Here is a 16,176-nt window from a genome sequence, read left to right as displayed (position 1 = left end):
TTATTCGTTGCCATGCCCGCAGTAATTCCTACCTGGAAGGGATTTGCCCTGCTTACCGAGGCCTGATTCATGAGCGTTATCGATCTTCGCAGCGACACCGTCACGCAACCCTCTGTCGGAATGCTCGACGCGATGGCCAAAGCGGCCACCGGTGACGACGTTTATGGTGAGGACCCGACGGTCAACGGTCTGGAGGCCGAACTGGCAAAACGCCTTGGTTTCGCCGCCGCGCTGTTCGTGCCGACGGGCACTATGAGCAACTTGCTGGGTTTGATGGCGCATTGCGAACGCGGTGATGAATATATTGTTGGCCAGCAAGCTCACACCTATAAGTACGAAGGCGGTGGGGCGGCGGTGCTCGGTTCGATCCAGCCGCAGCCGCTGGAAGTGCAGGCCGACGGCTCGCTGGACTTGGCTCATGTTGCCGCCGCGATTAAACCGGACGATTTCCACTTCGCCCGCACCCGTTTGCTGGCGCTGGAAAACACCATGCAAGGCAAAGTATTGCCGCTTGAGTATCTGGCGCGGGCCCGAAGCTTTACCCGTGAACATGGGTTGCAGCTGCACCTGGACGGCGCGCGACTCTACAACGCAGCCGTCAAACTGGGGGTTGATGCCAGGGAAATCACTCAGCACTTCGATTCCGTTTCGGTCTGCCTGTCCAAAGGCCTGGGTGCGCCAGTCGGTTCGGTACTGTGCGGCTCGGTCGAGTTGATCGGCAAGGCGCGCCGTTTGCGCAAAATGGTCGGGGGCGGCATGCGACAGGCCGGGCTTCTGGCCGCGGCGGGTTTGTATGCCCTGAACAACAACGTCCAGCGTCTGGCCGATGACCATGCCAATGCACAATTGCTGGCCGAAGGCTTGCGTGCGGCGGGTTACGACGTCGAGCCGGTGCAGACCAACATGGTTTACGTGCAGATGGGCGAAAAGGCTGAAGCAATCAAGATGTTCGCCGCCGAGCGCGGGATCAAGTTGAGCGCGGCAGGGCGTCTGCGTATGGTCACGCACATGGACGTCAGTCGTGAGCAAATCGAGCAGGTCGTCGCGGCATTCGTCGACTTTTCGCGCAAGTGATAGCGTTAGCGCTCCAATTGACTGTTTCTATCGTATAAACACGCTGTACCCCGCGCGCAGGGCCGATATAATGCGGCCCTTTGCCGTCGCTTCGTCTGTTGACGTTTCGAACAGGCCTTTGGCCGCAGCCTCCGTGGAAGAACCTAATGAAAAGCGCAGAAATCCGTGAAGCCTTCCTTCGCTTCTTCGAAGAGCAAGGCCACACCCGTGTAGCCTCCAGCTCTTTGATTCCGGGCAACGACCCAACCCTGCTGTTCACTAACGCGGGGATGAACCAGTTCAAGGACTGCTTCCTGGGCCAGGAAAAACGCGCGTACACCCGCGCGGTCAGCAGCCAGAAATGCGTGCGCGCTGGCGGCAAGCACAACGACCTGGAAAACGTCGGTTATACCGCCCGTCACCACACCTTCTTCGAAATGCTGGGCAACTTCAGCTTCGGTGATTATTTCAAGCGTGACGCCATCACCTACGCCTGGAACTTCCTGACGTCCGACCAGTGGCTGAACCTGCCAAAGGAAAAGCTCTGGGTCACTGTCTATGCCAGCGATGACGAGGCGTACGACATCTGGACCAAGGAAATCGGTGTGCCAGCCGAGCGTATGGTTCGTATCGGCGACAACAAAGGCGCGCCGTACGCGTCCGACAACTTCTGGACCATGGGCGATACCGGCCCGTGCGGCCCTTGCACTGAGATTTTCTACGATCACGGCGCCGACATCTGGGGCGGCCCACCGGGTTCGCCGGAAGAAGACGGTGACCGTTACATCGAAATCTGGAACAACGTGTTCATGCAGTTCAACCGCACCGCCGATGGCGTGTTGCACCCGCTGCCAGCACCGTCGGTCGACACCGGCATGGGCCTGGAACGGATCAGTGCCGTGCTGCAGCACGTTCACTCGAACTATGAAATCGACCTGTTCCAGAGCCTGCTGATCGCTTCGGCCAAGGCCATCGGTTGCACCAACGATGCTCAGGCTTCCCTGAAAGTCGTGGCGGACCACATCCGCTCCTGCGGCTTCCTGATTGCCGACGGTGTGCTGCCGTCCAACGAAGGTCGCGGCTATGTACTGCGCCGGATCATTCGTCGCGCTTGCCGTCACGGCAACAAGCTGGGGGCCAAGGGCAGCTTCTTCTACCAGATCGTTGCGGCCCTGGTCGCCGAGATGGGCGAAGCCTTCCCGGAACTGAAATCCCAGCAGGCGCATATCGAACGCGTTCTGAAAGCCGAAGAAGAGCAGTTCGCCAAAACCCTGGAGCAGGGCCTGAAAATCCTCGAGCAGGATCTGGCTGATCTCAAAGGCGACGTGGTGCCGGGCGACGTAGTGTTCAAACTCTACGACACCTACGGCTTTCCGATGGACCTGACCGGCGACATCGCTCGCGAGCGTAGCCTGACCATCGACGAAGAAGGTTTTGAACGTGAAATGGAAGCCCAGCGCGTCCGTGCCCGTTCTGCCAGCTCCTTCGGCATGGACTACAACAGCCTGGTCAAGGTTGATGTGGCCACCGAATTTACCGGTTACAAAGCGACCAGCGGTTCGGCGAAAGTGGTTGGTCTGTATAAAGATGGTCAAGCGGTCGACGTATTGAGTGAAGGTGAAGAGGGCGTGATCGTCCTGAACCAGACACCTTTCTACGCTGAGTCGGGTGGTCAGGTGGGTGACTGCGGTTACTTGCAGGCTGGCGCTTCGCGTTTCGACGTGCGTGACACCACCAAGACCGGTGGCGCGTTCCTGCACCACGGCGTGCTGGCTTCGGGCAGCTTGATGATCGGCGCTCCCGTGGAAGCTCACGTTGAAGCCGACGTGCGGCACGCCACTTCGCTGAACCACTCGGCGACTCACTTGCTGCACGCTGCATTGCGTCAGGTGCTGGGCGATCACGTTCAGCAGAAAGGCTCGTTGGTCGACAGTCAGCGCCTGCGCTTTGACTTCAGCCACTTCGAAGCCATCAAGCCTGAGCAGTTGAAGGCGCTGGAAGACATCGTCAACGCCGAGATTCGCAAGAACTCCGCCGTTGAAACCGAAGAAACCGACATCGAAACCGCCAAGGAAAAAGGCGCCATGGCGCTGTTCGGCGAGAAGTACGGCGACAGCGTGCGCGTGTTGAGCATGGGCGGTGATTTCTCGGTTGAGCTGTGTGGTGGCATCCACGTCAACCGTACCGGCGACATCGGCCTGCTGAAAATCATCAGCGAAGGCGGTGTGGCGTCGGGCGTACGTCGTATTGAGGCAGTCACCGGTGCACAAGCGCTGGCCTACTTGAACGCTGCTGAAGAACAACTCAAGGAAGCGGCCAACCTGGTGAAAGGTAGCCGCGACAACCTGATCGACAAGCTGTCGGCTGTGCTGGAGCGCAACCGTCTGCTGGAGAAGCAACTCGAGCAGTTGCAAGCCAAGGCTGCCAGTGCGGCGGGCGACGATTTGTCGGCCTCTGCGCTGGACGTCAAAGGCGTGAAAGTGCTGGCCGTGCGTCTGGACGGTCAGGATGGCAAGGCGCTGCTGGCGCTGGTCGATCAACTGAAAAACAAACTCGGCCGCGCAGTGATCCTGCTCGGCAGTGTCCATGAGGAAAAGGTCGTGCTGGTTGCTGGCGTGACCAAAGACCTGACTGGCCAACTCAAAGCCGGTGATTTGATGAAGCAAGCCGCTGCGGCAGTGGGCGGGAAGGGCGGTGGTCGTCCAGACATGGCGCAGGGCGGCGGTACAGACGCCGGCGCTCTGGATGCAGCATTGGCCCTGACCGTTCCATTTGTAGAGCAGGGTTTATAAGGCAGTGCTTCTGGCCCGCGGTCTAGTCGCGGGCCAGAACGCTGTTTGAGTGATAATTTGGGCGCCCTTCATGGGCAGAGGCGGCTTTGAAATGGCTTTGATCGTACAGAAATTTGGAGGCACCTCGGTCGGCACTGTCGAGAGAATCGAGCAGGTCGCCGACAAGGTTAAGAAATTCCGCGATGCCGGCGATGACCTGGTGGTTGTGCTGTCTGCAATGAGCGGCGAAACCAACCGTCTGATCGATCTGGCCAAGCAAATCAGTGGCGGCGACCAGCCGGTTCCTCGCGAGCTGGATGTGATCGTCTCCACCGGTGAGCAGGTGACGATTGCGCTGTTGGCCATGGCGCTGATCAAGCGCGGCGTGCCAGCGGTTTCCTACACCGGTAATCAGGTACGGATTCTGACCGACAGCGCGCACAATAAAGCGCGTATCTTGCAGATTGATGACCAGAAGATTCGTGGTGATCTGAAAGCTGGTCGCGTGGTGGTTGTCGCCGGTTTCCAGGGTGTCGACGAGCACGGCAACATTACCACCCTCGGTCGTGGCGGTTCCGATACCACCGGCGTGGCGCTGGCAGCAGCCTTGAAGGCTGATGAATGCCAGATCTACACCGACGTCGATGGTGTCTACACCACCGACCCGCGTGTGGTGGCCGTGGCCCAGCGCCTGGACAAGATTACCTTCGAAGAGATGCTGGAAATGGCCAGCCTCGGTTCCAAGGTATTGCAGATCCGTGCGGTCGAGTTCGCCGGCAAGTACAACGTTCCGCTGCGCGTACTGCACAGCTTCAAGGAGGGTCCGGGCACCCTCATTACTATTGATGAAGAGGAAACCATGGAACAGCCGATCATTTCCGGTATCGCTTTCAACCGCGATGAAGCAAAGCTGACCATCCGTGGCGTGCCAGACATCCCGGGCGTTGCCTTCAAGATTCTCGGCCCGATCAGTGCCGCGAACATCGAAGTCGACATGATCGTGCAGAACGTTGCGCACGATAACACCACCGACTTCACCTTCACCGTGCACCGCAACGACTACCAGGCGGCGCAAACCGTGCTGGAAAAAACCGCTGGCGAGCTGGGTGCCCGTGAAGTCATCGGCGACACCAAGATCGCCAAGGTATCGATTGTCGGCGTTGGCATGCGCTCCCACGCAGGCGTCGCCAGCCGCATGTTCGAAGCACTGGCCAAGGAAACCATCAACATCCAGATGATCTCGACGTCGGAAATCAAAGTCTCCGTCGTGATCGAAGAGAAGTACCTGGAACTGGCTGTGCGCGCTCTGCACACGGCTTTCGAACTGGACGCGCCGGCCCGACAGGGCGAGTGATGCGTTTGTCGAAGGGCGCGGTCTGACCGCGCCCTTCGTTTTTTTTGAATAGCGCGACCCAAGACTGTTCTTTTGCTCGCGCTGGTCAATACTCAGGCATGTAGGGCTGCGATCATTCTGGTTGTGGGTCGAGTGCCCTTTTTTTTGCAGACTGTTGTCCCTGAAATGAAATGCGTTAGGAGAAAGGTATGCTGATTCTGACCCGGCGGTGCGCTGAAAGCCTGATTATTGGTGATGGCGAAATCACCGTGACCGTGCTCGGCGTCAAAGGAAATCAAGTGCGTATCGGTGTCAACGCCCCGAAAGAGGTTGCTGTGCACCGTGAAGAAATTTACCTGCGTATAAAGAAAGAGAAGGACGAAGAACCAAGCCATTAATTTTTATCGTTTTTTATGTTTGCAAACGGGGAAAAGGTTGGTTAAGATACGCCCCGTGTTGCGGAGAGCTGGCCGAGTGGCCGAAGGCGCTCCCCTGCTAAGGGAGTACACCTCAAAAGGGTGTCGGGGGTTCGAATCCCCCGTTCTCCGCCATTATTTGCGTAGTACGTTGTAATCTGGCTTCTTCGGTAAGTTGTTGAAATTACTAGAAAAAGTGTTTGACATAGAGATTAGACGGCCTATAATGCGCGGCAACAAATGCACTCGTAGCTCAGCTGGATAGAGTACTCGGCTACGAACCGAGCGGTCACAGGTTCGAATCCTGTCGAGTGCACCATTTAAGAGTTGTTTGCAGTGATGCGAGCGACTTTGCTTCAGCCAGTTGTGGTCTGGTTTAAAAACACAAAATGCACTCGTAGCTCAGCTGGATAGAGTACTCGGCTACGAACCGAGCGGTCACAGGTTCGAATCCTGTCGAGTGCACCAAACAACAAAAAGCCCGCGTTTAACGCGGGCTTTTTGCCGTCTGGAGTTTGGCTTTTCCTTTCGTGCATCCTTTCTCATCGAACTCGACGTGTGCGCTACGACCTCGCTTGGTGTTGTAGCGGTAGGTCGTTGATGAATTCCTGATACTGATCTTGTCTGGCTTGCCGAGAGCGCTCTCGACGTCCTGCTGGCTCATGCCGGCGACGACACGTTGATTGATGATCGCTGTGCGTCGCTCCTTGGCGTTGATCAGATTCCCGCATTTGTCCTCGGCCTGACCCACGATGGTCGGCGCTCTCCTTTGGTTTTTTATACCTGATGTTTCGCCTGTGTCGGCGCTTGGCATGAGCGCCATCGTGCTGCCGGGTGTGAACGTGTGCACATCCTGCAAAGACAGGCGCTCTCCGGCCGTGCAGCTCAAGGTGGTGAAGGTGACCTGTCCGTTGGGGGCTTCACATCGGTGAACAGTCCCTGCCTGCAGTCGAGGCGGCAGGCAGAGCAGGGCGGTCAGCAAAAAACAGTACGCAGTCGGTGGCATTTGACGTCCTCCATGACGGTCGATATCAAGGGTAGCTGCTACATTTTTTGAGGGTGGTGTGTTTTCTTTTCAGAATGAGTCGTCGCAATTGGATAGATAAGGTGGCGCTCAGGTTTGTCTTGCAAGCGCTTGTTTCAGCCGCGATTTTTTAACGTTTAAAACCGTTGGGCGGTGTATCATTGCGCCCGTCAGCCCCGCCGGGGCTTGTGGAATACCTCCATGGACTTACCCAGTAGTTACTCAGTATCCCGTTTTACCAATCATGAATTGACTGATTGATCCTTCCGGCGTGCCCCGCTGCTGGGAGTGGAGTTCGCCTATGTCTGAAGTTGAAGTAAAGAAAACGCAAGAAAGCCTGCAGGATCGCCTCGCTCAAGTTGTTGAGCTGTTGCAGCGTCAGCGGGTCATCGAAGACCTGACTCATCGCCAGGAAGGTCCGCATCACGACCGGGTCGAGAACCTGGTTCACCGGCAAAATCTCGTCGAACTGCAACGCAAGCTCGATGATCTGCACTCCGCCGACGTCGCCTACATACTTGAAGCGCTGCCGCTGCACGATCGTCTGACGCTTTGGCAATTGGTCAAGGCGGATCGCGACGGCGACATCCTGCTTGAAGTATCCGATTCGGTCCGCGAAACCCTGATCGCCGACATGGACGATCACGAGCTCCTGGCTGCGGCCAAGGACATGGACGCTGACGAACTGGCTGACCTGGCTTCCGAGTTGCCGCGAGACGTCGTCCACGAGCTGATGGAAACCCTCGATGGTCAACAGCGTGAGCGCGTTCGCTCTGCGTTGTCCTATGACGAGGAGCAGGTCGGTGCGCTGATGGACTTCGAGATGGTGACCATCCGTGAGGATGTCAGTCTCGAAGTGGTTCTGCGTTACCTGCGTCGCCTCAAGGAGTTGCCGAGCCATACCGACAAATTGTTTGTGGTCGACTATGACGGCGTGCTCAAGGGCGTGCTGCCGATCAAGCGTCTGCTGGTCAACGATCCGGAAAAACAGGTTTCGGAGGTCATGGCCAGTGATCCGGTGAGTTTTCACCCGGACGAGGACGCCTATGACGCTGCTCAGGCGTTCGAACGTTACGACTTGATCTCGGCGCCCGTGGTCGACAAAAACGGCAAGCTGATCGGTCGTCTGACCATCGATGAAATGGTCGACCTGATTCGTGAAGAGAGCGAAAACGAAGTTCTCAACATGGCGGGTCTGCGCGAAGAGGAAGATATTTTTGCGTCAGTCTGGAAATCCCTGCGCAACCGTTGGGCCTGGCTGGCGGTCAACCTGATTACCGCGTTTATTGCATCCCGGGTGATCGGCCTGTTTGAAGGCTCCATCGAAAAACTGGTCGCACTGGCGGCGTTGATGCCGATCGTGGCCGGTATCGGTGGCAACTCCGGTAACCAGACCATCACCATGATCGTTCGGGCCATGGCGCTGGATCAGGTGAGTACCGGTAATACTTCGCGACTGATGCGCAAAGAGTTGGCGGTCGGTTTGATCAATGGCCTGGTCTGGGGCGGGGTGATTGGGGCGGTGGCCTACATGCTGTACGGCAGTTGGTCCCTTGGCGTGGTCATGACTGCCGCCATGACGCTCAACCTGTTGCTGGCGGCATTGATGGGTGTGTTGATTCCGATGACCCTGGCGCGGCTTGGACGCGACCCGGCGATGGGCGCGAGTGTGATGATCACCGCCATGACCGACAGCGGCGGCTTCTTCATCTTCCTCGGGCTGGCGACGATTTTCCTGCTCTGAATTGCCCGCTGTTAGAAACCCGCCATCGGCGGGTTTTTTTTCGCCAAATTTCAGGCAAAAAAAAGCCAGCGATTATGCTGGCTTGAGCTTTCGGGGTGAATCAGGAAGCGTCTGCGGTCAATTCAGCGTCATGGGCGATCAGCGAAACAAGTGCGTTTTGCTGGCGGTGGGAAAGTTGACGGAAACGTTGCAGCAATTCGCGTTCGTGCAATGACAGCTCCGGGCTGTCCAGGCGCATGCTCAGCTCTTCGCCCAGAGCACCTTCTTGAATAAGACTCTGCTCAAGGCGCGCAATGATTTCGGAGTTCATGCTGCGATGATGATTGCGAGCCACCTCGGCAATGCGTTCACGCATTCCGTCTGGCAGACGTACGACGAACTTGTCAGCCGTACGGCTGGAATAAATTGCCTGTTTCAATGGGCGCATATATTTAACCGGGTTAGTTCAGGGGAGCGGTTCTCGGGATTGGCCGCAGGATGTCTGTTAGGACAAGCGCTCTGGCCAAATGTTCAACCTGAATTGAAGAGGCGCGCATCATGCCTCAAAGCAGCCAGATCATTGGCGTCAATTCTGTGACAAATATTGAACCGGGTAGCGGCGTTATGCCAGCACCTGTATTCAGAAATGCGGACTGGTTGGAAAAGTTTGTCCATTGCCGTATCTATGACCGCGCCGTCTGCCCAGCAGGTGATGCCTCAAGTCGCCCGAAGGTGCATGCTATGCGGATTCGATCTTTGGTCCTTGTCTGATACAGGATAGTGGCAAATGGCCGATTTACTAGGGGCGGACGCGCAGTGGGGGATGATTCAAGATGGATGGCAGGCTGATTTATTTGATGGGGCCTTCCGGATCCGGTAAAGACAGCCTCATCGAAGCGGCTCGAGAACCTTTACGTTCCATGAACGGGGAAGTGGTGCGGCGAGTCATCACGCGCTCCGCAGAAAGTGTGGGCGAGGACGCCATCGGTGTATCCCGCGAAGATTTCCAGCGTCGCAAAGAAGAGGGTGAATTCGCATTGTCCTGGCATGCTAATGGTCTGGATTATGGTATTCCGATTCAAATTGATCAGTGGCTCAAGGACGGCCGACATGTATTGATCAACGGTTCTCGCGGTCATCTTGCCGAGGCCCTGCATCGCTACCCGGCGCTTTTGCCGGTACTGTTGACCGTCAAGGATGAAGTGTTGCGTGAACGCTTGGTGCGGCGGGGCCGTGAGAGTCTTGCGGAGATTGAAGCGCGACTGAGCCGCAATAGGCAATTCACCGCGGGCGATTTGCCTGGTGATAGGCAGATCCAGCGACTCGATAACTCCGGCGAGCTCGCCGTAACCGTTGCCCATCTATTCAATCTGCTGAAACTTAACGCAGAACCGGATCAAACTTGATTTTTCGCCCGGCAATCAGCGCCAACACAAACAACCCGCCAAAAACGCCGCAGGCAATCAGGGGCAGGGTGATAACTGCCTCCTGCACCAACGCCACATGAAGAATGCCGCTCAGTAAGGCAAGGATCAAAAATCCTGCGGCTGATTTGGACATGATGTGCTCCTGATAGGGGGTAATTCAAAATACCAAGCGTTCTGAAGACTGCGACACCGGTCTTGCTTCCTGGCTGACATCCGGGCGAATCAAGCCGCGCTGATCGTTCATGACCGCCCATTGCGGGGCTTTTTGCAGTTGAAGGTAATGCGGTATGCGTTGAGCGACCCGCACCGCGCTGCTCTCGGGGGCAAAATGAAAACCCGCCAGGACTGCAAGGGCGATCGCATTCGAGAGTAAAAAGGCGCGGTTCATGAGGCTCACCTCAGTTGTTCTGAGAACAGCTGAAGCAGCCCGCGTGCCAAGAGTTTAACGGCTATTAATTCCTTTAAAAACAACGAATTACCTTATATTTTGCAAAGGTCTATCTTGCAAATTGCAATGCTGGCATTTTGAGAGGATGCAATTTGCACGGTAAACAAAGCCACGGTCATACGGGGCACCTGCCTACATTTAAAAAGCCCTACGGACGACATGACAAACGCAGGGCCGCCCGTTAACATGCTCGCCGTCTACCGCATCTCGTGCGGGCGACTTGTGTCCCAGTAGCTCAATTGGATAGAGCATCCCCCTCCTAAGGGGAAGGTTGGCAGTTCGAACCTGCCCTGGGACACCATACAAATCAAGGCTTTCGCCGGTTATTCCTACCAGCTCAGGGAAGTGCTACCAGCAGCGTACCAGCGGCAGCAAAAAAAGGCCCCACACTGAACGATCAGGCGGGGCCTTTTTGTTGGCGCTGAATTAACCGGTTAACCCTTCCTCGCACATACAAGTCAGCGATTTGCGCTCGTCATTGAAGACGCTGACCGACCATCTCCACCAAGCTGTGGTGTCGTTTCTTCAAACGACACCCTCCACCATTGATCGCTCGACAAGCCGTGTTGATACCTACATAGAGTGTCGTTTTCTACACGACTATTTGGCGGGTTGCTGTATCGCCCCTCGATTTAGCCCTCCACCGTCGTACCTGGTCATGTCGGTTCGCGTTTGACCAGGTGCGCGGTCTTGCTTCGGTTTGAAACGGGGGCAAGTCGAGCTGCTGCCGAAGTCGCGCTTGAAACGCGGAAGTGAGCGCGCACCATCTTCGGTTTGAAACAGCAGATGGTCTGTTGATCCTGCACGGGTTTCGCGATTTAAAATGCCAAAACCCATAGTGCGCATTATTCCGATTTCAAATCGGAGAACGTTGGGCGATACCGTGGCAACCACGCTGGCAACAGTCATGGTCTGTCCTCCATTGGGGTTGATTCGTAGGTCGCCCGAAAACCCGCTCCCACAGCACAGCGGCGCCCTGTGGGGGCATACCAGGCCCGTCGGTGCATGAGGTGGTTGATATGTAGTGGCCCCGCGTCTGGCGCCACTCCGGGCTGGCAGCGCGGGCGTGTGGACTGGTTACGAGTTGAGTAGGGCGCTTGATGCGGTTGACGGCCATCAGGTGGGGGCGAGGGCGACTAGCCACTTTTGGCGAGTCGGTACCGGCCATGGTCGGAGGCATGTGATCGAGCAGACCAGAAAGGACTCATGGCGTCTCTCTGTCTCGATTGTCCGTCATCCAATGTGTGACTGGTTTCAAAAAACGGGGGAACGGGGGAACAGTGGGAACAGCCAATGTTTCGGGGGGCTTGAGCGGGGGAACTTGTACCCCAGTGTTTTTGGGGGGGAACAGAAGCAGCCAGATCGGCGAAAAGATCGACTGAGAAAGGAGCTGATCAGCAGACCTAAATGCCACAGTCTCCGCATTGGTGGGGTGTCGTTTTGAGGAATGACACCCCCCTATATTCCCGTTGATCTTGGTCGCGATGAATGACGGATCACCTCCGCGCTTAAAACACGGGAGCGAGCGCGAGCTATCACCGGTAAAAGCTGGCGAATAGCCGAGTTAACCAACCGAGTTAACCAGTTAACCTATGAGTTAACCGAGTAATTAAGTCGGTTAACTCTTGGTTAACCGCCCTGAAAGCCCCAGCCCATCTGCCTCTTAGCCAATTTGACCGATCAGTTCGAGTGGTTAACCAGTTAACCGAGTAATTTAGTCGGTTAACTCCTTAGTTAACCGCCCTGAAAGCCACGGCCCGCTTGGCTCTCAGGCAAATGGACGGATAGCCGAGTTAACCAGCCAAAATGCTTAGTTAACCTGGCTACAAGCCACGGACTGCACGACTTTCAGCTTAGTAAACCAACCGAGTTAACCAGTTAACTAACTTTGGCGGGGGGCGGCTAACGAATTTGCGCGAGTCTTCGCACCCGTGTTCCTCGGAAATCGCCAGGGTCCCCGGCGTGTTTTGGGAGCGCGGTTGCCATGTCCACCGCCGCCGTGGCGATCTCTTTCATCATCACAACTGCCGACGCGCCAAATCGGCCATGAACGAGGCGTAATGTTGCGTCGCATTTTTGCGGCTAGTCGTTTTGTATATGCAGCCTTCCAGGAGTGCCAAAACCAATCCTCCCAGACACAAAAAAAGCGCTGTCACGCTTCCCACATTTATGGGATATCGCTTTGCGCTCTTCGCTATAACCTTATAAGCGACCGCGAATTAGACTTGAGGGAGTGCAGTCCATGCCGTGATTGAGGATAAAAACGTGCAAGAAATATTCAGCATCAACTGGCTGCTTTGGCTGTCAACCATGGCACCGCTGACCCTGAGTGCAGGTCCTGGCAACTTGATGGTTGCGACCTCCGGCGCACAAAGCGGTGTACGTCGTTCGGTCCGGTTTATCGTCGGCCTAGACATCACTTATTTCTTGCTCGCGGTGCTGGTCGGGTTAGGGCTTTATCACACGCTGATGAACAGCCCGAGGCTGGTTTGGGTACTGCAAGTGCTAGGCAGCTTCTACATCTTGTGGCTTGGGGTGCGGCTGCTGCGTCGCCCGCTGAAAGCGCCCGACGACAAAGTCATACACTTGCAGTTTCGAGACGGCATCGTTGTGCAGTTGGGCAATGTGCAAGGAATAGTAATGTTGCTGGTGATGTTTTCCACCTTCACGCCCTCTGGCGAGACAAGCAGCAGCGTTGTGCTGATCTTGAGCGCTGCGCTGATTTCGCTGAATTTCTTCTCGCACGTCATCTGGGTATCGATGGGGTCGACCGTACAGAAACTGATCCAGGCGCGGCCCAAACTGCTGGTGTTTCAGAACGCGATGTTTGGACTGATGCTGATCGCGGTAGCGGTCTGGATTTTCCTGCGTACCGGTTCGCTGTAAGGAGTCTCCATGACCCATGCCCATGCTGTTGTCTTCGCCGTTCCTGGGAACCGGACGTCCTCGAGCTACGGGAGTACGAATTGCGTGCCGCCGGCCCCGGAGAAATCACCGTCGCTATCGAGGCGGCCGGCGTCAACTTTATTGATTTGCATCGGCGCTCTGGCGCGCTTGAGGATGGTTCTCCCTTTCCAAGGAGCTTGGGCGTGGAGGGCGCGGGGCGCGTCGTCGAATGTGGACCGCAAGTGCGAGGCTTCACCCCCGGCGACCGGGTGGCATTCATCGACAGCTCGACGGGCAGCTACGCCAGTCACGCTGTACTTCCAGCCATGCGCGCGATTCGATTGCCCGATGACGTACCGAGCGAAATCGCCGCGGCGTTGATGTTCAAGGGACTGACCGCCGAATACCTGACTTATCGCTGCGTACCGCTCGAGCCTGACGACTGGGTCGTCTGGCATGCTGCTGCCGGCGGCGTGGGGAGCATTGCCACGGGCTGGCTCGCCGCCAGGGGCGTGCGCGTCATCGGTCTTGCTTCAACCGAAGCTAAAAGACGCCAAGCGTTGGATGCTGGCTGCTTCGCTGCCCTTGACTCCGACGCTCCGGGAACATTGTCGATCATTCGTGAATTGACCGACGGCAAGGGCGCGCTACCGTGGAGCTGTCATTGGCGAGCTTGCGCCAGCGCGGTCATCTGGTGCTATTTGGCAATGCGTCGGGCGACGTAACGGGGTTCAATCTATCGCGGCTTGGACAAATGGGCTCGCTGCATGTGACGCGGCCGTCCTTGAAGCACTACATCGGTCAGAACGCCGAACTCACCACCAGCTCGGCACAGGTTCTGATGGCCTTGTCCAAAGGTGTGATTCGTAGGCCCCAGATAACGCGCTTACCGCTCGCCATGGCTGCCGAGGCGCACCGCATCGCGCAGGAAAGGCAAACCCAGGGCTCACTGATCCTGGTGCCATCACCCTCCATGCAAAGGTTGCTATTGCATCTCCGCCGTTTTGCTGTGGAATAGCTCCGTCAGATAATCCACCACTTGATCGACGCGGCCTACGCCTTGCGTAGCCTGATTGCGCAGAAGCCAGATATCGGAGCTGTGCAGGGGGCTATCGGCCAGGACCTGACGCAAGCCTGACTGGTGTGCAACATAGGTCGGTAGCGCGGCGATACCAAGATCAGCTTCTACCGCCTTGAGCTGGGCATTGAGATTGGACACGCGCATCCAGAGCTTCTGGTCGCCGCTCACCTCATTCAGCCATTGCGCGAGCGGCATATAAGACATTTCCTCAGTCCAACCAATCAAGTGATGGTGCTTCAAGTCGTCAGGCTTCGCTGGCAGTCTGTTGGCGGCGGCATATCCTTCGGAACAAAAAAGGCCCTGCATCAGTGTCCCGACCCGGCGCATGGTGAAGTTGCCGTTTTCGGGTCTGCGCAATCGGATAATGATGTCGCTATGGCTTTGCGTGAGTTTTGAAGACACCGCCGTGTTGATGAAGTCGAAGCTGATCTCGGGGTATTGATCACGGAAATCCGCCAGTCCAGGAATGATCAGGTGCGTGCCCATCAGCTCCGGGCAATCGATGCGCACCTGCCCAGCCATCCGATTGCTTGGCTGCGACATCTGCCGCTCAATGAATTTGAGGCGCTCCTCCGTCTCTAACGCCAGTGGAAGCAGCGCCCTGCCAGCTTCCGTCAGGAAATAGCCGTTGGTCTTTTTCAAGAACAACACGGTACTGAGCGAATCCTCAAGTGCGGCGATCTTGCGCGACACCGTCGATGCCGAAACCTTGAGCGAGTTTCCCGCCTCGGTCACGTTGTTCGACTTGGCGACGAAGATAAAAACTTTCAGATCATCCCAGTTCACGTTGATGAAGTACTCAAAAATGGAAAATCGATCTCCACCTATTTCTATTCGAAATAAAGAGAGGTCACGTTAAAGTTTTTTGCATGGAGCAAACCCGCAGAGGACACATGAATGATACGTAACTCGATGCGCGCCCTTCCAGGGTTCATACAGCCATTTTTGAGTGACTGGTTGCGATAAGCAGGGCCGCAAACGCCATAGAATCGGGGGCGCAGTGGTCGACCAAACAACAACCAACCGCCGAAAATGGGTCATATATAGCGAAGACGCGGGGCCCGAATTACCCCCTAGGCCCACCCCTTCGGGAGGACCCATTGATATCTTTTCCTGTGTGCAGCCAGCTCATATCGGTTGGCGCATGCAACTGGATCGTAGGCAGGTCTTGGGTATGGTCGTTGTGCCATCCTCCTATGGGATTGATACAGACAACGTCTACAAGACTTTTCGTTTCTGGTCTACGCAGGTGAAGGTGTGGACACGGAGGGCAAGGTATCCAGCGCGGGCATCTCGGTACTCTCCTCCGGTGCTCCCTGAATAGGCTCTTCCAAGTCGTAGGCGGCCATGTCCAGATAACGTTTTACACAACCCTTCTCATAGGTTGCACTGTGAATGCCGTCCAAAACCATCCAGTAAATGAGCAGCGCGAGTATGCCTAGCATCAAAAATACCCAACCCTTACCCAACGTAAAGAATGTCGTGTTTTTGATGAGCTCGGTGCAAAGGGCGATCATAAAAGCAATGAGCGAGGCAAAGCCTAGATTCTGCGACAGCGCCGGCCTTGCCGGTTTGACGGTCAGGTCCGCATATTCCGATAACTCCCGAATCTTCGCGATCGTATAGCCCTCATCGCGCAGCTGCTCCAGGAAGAAGGCATAACAAAGAATATTTTCCTTTCCCAGCGGGGATTGACGGTCGATAGAGTGTTCTGCGAACTGCCGCGGATAAACCGTGCGAAGTGCTTTGATGCGAGTGAAATAGAGAGCTAGCGCCCAAGGAAAAAGGGCTATGTAGGCGTAGGGAATCAGCGTCGGGTTCTTGATGCCCAAGCCCGCGAACACAACGAGCAGTATCGTTGAAGCCGCGGTCGTCCACATGGGCCATAACCTGCGAGCATTTTCGCGCTTGAATAATAGTTTGTTGGATTGTTTGCGACTGCGTTTGTAGAGGACCTTGAGGTCAGCCCATTCCATGAGTTTCATGACTAATCCGTATCTTCAGGGGGTCGACA

General features: G+C 56.3%; 15 protein-coding genes and 4 tRNA genes. 12 read left to right on the top strand and 7 right to left on the bottom strand.

The annotated features are described in order from the left end of the window. Positions 1–69 precede the first annotated feature (69 nt). From ltaE to ACWGZX_RS07050, 7 genes are all read left to right on the top strand, one after another. Positions 70–1,074 (top strand): low-specificity L-threonine aldolase, encoded by a 1,005-nt coding sequence (gene ltaE, locus ACWGZX_RS07080; RefSeq protein WP_452627813.1) that lies wholly within the window; start codon positions 70–72, stop codon positions 1,072–1,074. A gap of 146 nt (positions 1,075–1,220) precedes the next feature. Further along, the gene (gene alaS, locus ACWGZX_RS07075) at positions 1,221–3,845 is read left to right on the top strand and encodes an alanine--tRNA ligase (RefSeq protein WP_452627812.1); all 2,625 of its coding nucleotides are present in this window, start codon (positions 1,221–1,223) and stop codon (positions 3,843–3,845) included. A 91-nt stretch (positions 3,846–3,936) separates the two neighbouring features. Continuing rightward, positions 3,937–5,178 (top strand): aspartate kinase, encoded by a 1,242-nt coding sequence (locus ACWGZX_RS07070; protein ID WP_452627811.1) that lies wholly within the window; start codon positions 3,937–3,939, stop codon positions 5,176–5,178. A 188-nt stretch (positions 5,179–5,366) separates the two neighbouring features. Beyond that, positions 5,367–5,555, top strand: coding sequence for a carbon storage regulator CsrA (gene csrA / locus ACWGZX_RS07065; protein WP_002554426.1), 189 nt, complete (start codon positions 5,367–5,369; stop codon positions 5,553–5,555). 62 nt (positions 5,556–5,617) lie between these two features. Next, positions 5,618–5,708: transfer RNA gene (locus ACWGZX_RS07060), tRNA-Ser, on the top strand. Positions 5,709–5,815: 107 nt separating this feature from the next. Next, a tRNA-Arg gene (locus tag ACWGZX_RS07055) sits at positions 5,816–5,892 on the top strand. A 72-nt stretch (positions 5,893–5,964) separates the two neighbouring features. Further along, positions 5,965–6,041, top strand: a tRNA-Arg gene (locus tag ACWGZX_RS07050). 19 nt (positions 6,042–6,060) lie between these two features. On the opposite strand, the gene ACWGZX_RS07045 is transcribed toward ACWGZX_RS07050, so the two are convergent. Then, on the bottom strand, positions 6,061–6,579 hold the full coding sequence (locus ACWGZX_RS07045) for a cell envelope protein SmpA (protein ID WP_452627810.1): 519 nt from the start codon (positions 6,577–6,579) through the stop codon (positions 6,061–6,063). A gap of 319 nt (positions 6,580–6,898) precedes the next feature. On the opposite strand from ACWGZX_RS07045, the gene mgtE reads away from it, so the two are divergent. Further along, positions 6,899–8,341, top strand: coding sequence for a magnesium transporter (gene mgtE / locus ACWGZX_RS07040; RefSeq protein ID WP_223516159.1), 1,443 nt, complete (start codon positions 6,899–6,901; stop codon positions 8,339–8,341). A gap of 100 nt (positions 8,342–8,441) precedes the next feature. On the opposite strand, the gene ACWGZX_RS07035 is transcribed toward mgtE, so the two are convergent. Next, positions 8,442–8,768, bottom strand: coding sequence for an Arc family DNA-binding protein (locus ACWGZX_RS07035; RefSeq protein WP_007943904.1), 327 nt, complete (start codon positions 8,766–8,768; stop codon positions 8,442–8,444). Between the two features lie 385 nt (positions 8,769–9,153). Here ACWGZX_RS07035 and phnN point away from each other — a divergent pair, with 385 nt between their 5' ends. Continuing rightward, entirely contained in the window at positions 9,154–9,726 is a 573-nt protein-coding gene (gene phnN, locus ACWGZX_RS07030; RefSeq protein ID WP_452627809.1) for a phosphonate metabolism protein/1,5-bisphosphokinase (PRPP-forming) PhnN, read from the top strand. Here the strand turns inward: phnN and ACWGZX_RS07025 are convergent. Next, entirely contained in the window at positions 9,701–9,880 is a 180-nt protein-coding gene (locus ACWGZX_RS07025) for a PA3371 family protein (protein WP_452627808.1), read from the bottom strand. The genes phnN and ACWGZX_RS07025 overlap by 26 nt on opposite strands. 24 nt (positions 9,881–9,904) lie before the next feature. Further along, a complete protein-coding gene (locus ACWGZX_RS07020) occupies positions 9,905–10,135 on the bottom strand; it encodes a hypothetical protein (protein WP_452627807.1) in 231 nt (76 codons plus the stop codon). 284 nt (positions 10,136–10,419) lie between these two features. Between ACWGZX_RS07020 and ACWGZX_RS07015 the strand changes: the two genes are divergently transcribed. Continuing rightward, positions 10,420–10,496: transfer RNA gene (locus tag ACWGZX_RS07015), tRNA-Arg, on the top strand. Positions 10,497–10,795: 299 nt separating this feature from the next. Here the strand turns inward: ACWGZX_RS07015 and ACWGZX_RS07010 are convergent. Then, the gene (locus ACWGZX_RS07010; protein WP_452627806.1) at positions 10,796–11,104 is read right to left on the bottom strand and encodes a hypothetical protein; all 309 of its coding nucleotides are present in this window, start codon (positions 11,102–11,104) and stop codon (positions 10,796–10,798) included. 1,356 nt (positions 11,105–12,460) lie between these two features. Here ACWGZX_RS07010 and ACWGZX_RS07005 point away from each other — a divergent pair. Beyond that, positions 12,461–13,081: a LysE family translocator gene (locus ACWGZX_RS07005; RefSeq protein WP_452627805.1), complete on the top strand. Its 621-nt coding sequence runs from the start codon at positions 12,461–12,463 to the stop codon at positions 13,079–13,081. A gap of 80 nt (positions 13,082–13,161) precedes the next feature. Next, positions 13,162–13,806, top strand: coding sequence for an alcohol dehydrogenase catalytic domain-containing protein (locus tag ACWGZX_RS07000; protein ID WP_452627804.1), 645 nt, complete (start codon positions 13,162–13,164; stop codon positions 13,804–13,806). 260 nt (positions 13,807–14,066) lie between these two features. On the opposite strand, the gene ACWGZX_RS06995 is transcribed toward ACWGZX_RS07000, so the two are convergent. Both ACWGZX_RS06995 and ACWGZX_RS06990 read right to left on the bottom strand, forming a co-directional pair. Beyond that, entirely contained in the window at positions 14,067–14,948 is an 882-nt protein-coding gene (locus ACWGZX_RS06995; RefSeq protein ID WP_452627803.1) for a LysR family transcriptional regulator, read from the bottom strand. 455 nt (positions 14,949–15,403) lie between these two features. After that, on the bottom strand, positions 15,404–16,147 hold the full coding sequence (locus ACWGZX_RS06990) for a hypothetical protein (protein ID WP_452627802.1): 744 nt from the start codon (positions 16,145–16,147) through the stop codon (positions 15,404–15,406). Positions 16,148–16,176 lie beyond the last annotated feature (29 nt).

The sequence above is a fragment of the Pseudomonas sp. CLCA07 genome, assembly GCF_053615335.1.
Note: the sequence above shows the minus strand (reverse complement) of the source record. Positions and strands in the feature narration are given on the sequence as shown.

What these genes read in the sequence shown, in the direction of transcription:
- phnN (WP_452627809.1), top strand. Translation starts at nt 9,154, where the DNA reads ATGGATGGCAGGCTGATTTATTTGATGGGGCCTTCCGGATCCGGTAAA.
- ACWGZX_RS07020 (WP_452627807.1), bottom strand. Translation starts at nt 10,135, where the DNA reads ATGAACCGCGCCTTTTTACTCTCGAATGCGATCGCCCTTGCAGTCCTG.
- csrA (WP_002554426.1), top strand. Translation starts at nt 5,367, where the DNA reads ATGCTGATTCTGACCCGGCGGTGCGCTGAAAGCCTGATTATTGGTGAT.
- ACWGZX_RS07045 (WP_452627810.1), bottom strand. Translation starts at nt 6,579, where the DNA reads ATGCCACCGACTGCGTACTGTTTTTTGCTGACCGCCCTGCTCTGCCTG.
- ltaE (WP_452627813.1), top strand. Translation starts at nt 70, where the DNA reads ATGAGCGTTATCGATCTTCGCAGCGACACCGTCACGCAACCCTCTGTC.
- ACWGZX_RS07025 (WP_452627808.1), bottom strand. Translation starts at nt 9,880, where the DNA reads ATGTCCAAATCAGCCGCAGGATTTTTGATCCTTGCCTTACTGAGCGGC.
- ACWGZX_RS07035 (WP_007943904.1), bottom strand. Translation starts at nt 8,768, where the DNA reads ATGCGCCCATTGAAACAGGCAATTTATTCCAGCCGTACGGCTGACAAG.
- alaS (WP_452627812.1), top strand. Translation starts at nt 1,221, where the DNA reads ATGAAAAGCGCAGAAATCCGTGAAGCCTTCCTTCGCTTCTTCGAAGAG.
- ACWGZX_RS07010 (WP_452627806.1), bottom strand. Translation starts at nt 11,104, where the DNA reads ATGACTGTTGCCAGCGTGGTTGCCACGGTATCGCCCAACGTTCTCCGA.
- ACWGZX_RS07070 (WP_452627811.1), top strand. Translation starts at nt 3,937, where the DNA reads ATGGCTTTGATCGTACAGAAATTTGGAGGCACCTCGGTCGGCACTGTC.
- ACWGZX_RS06990 (WP_452627802.1), bottom strand. Translation starts at nt 16,147, where the DNA reads ATGAAACTCATGGAATGGGCTGACCTCAAGGTCCTCTACAAACGCAGT.
- mgtE (WP_223516159.1), top strand. Translation starts at nt 6,899, where the DNA reads ATGTCTGAAGTTGAAGTAAAGAAAACGCAAGAAAGCCTGCAGGATCGC.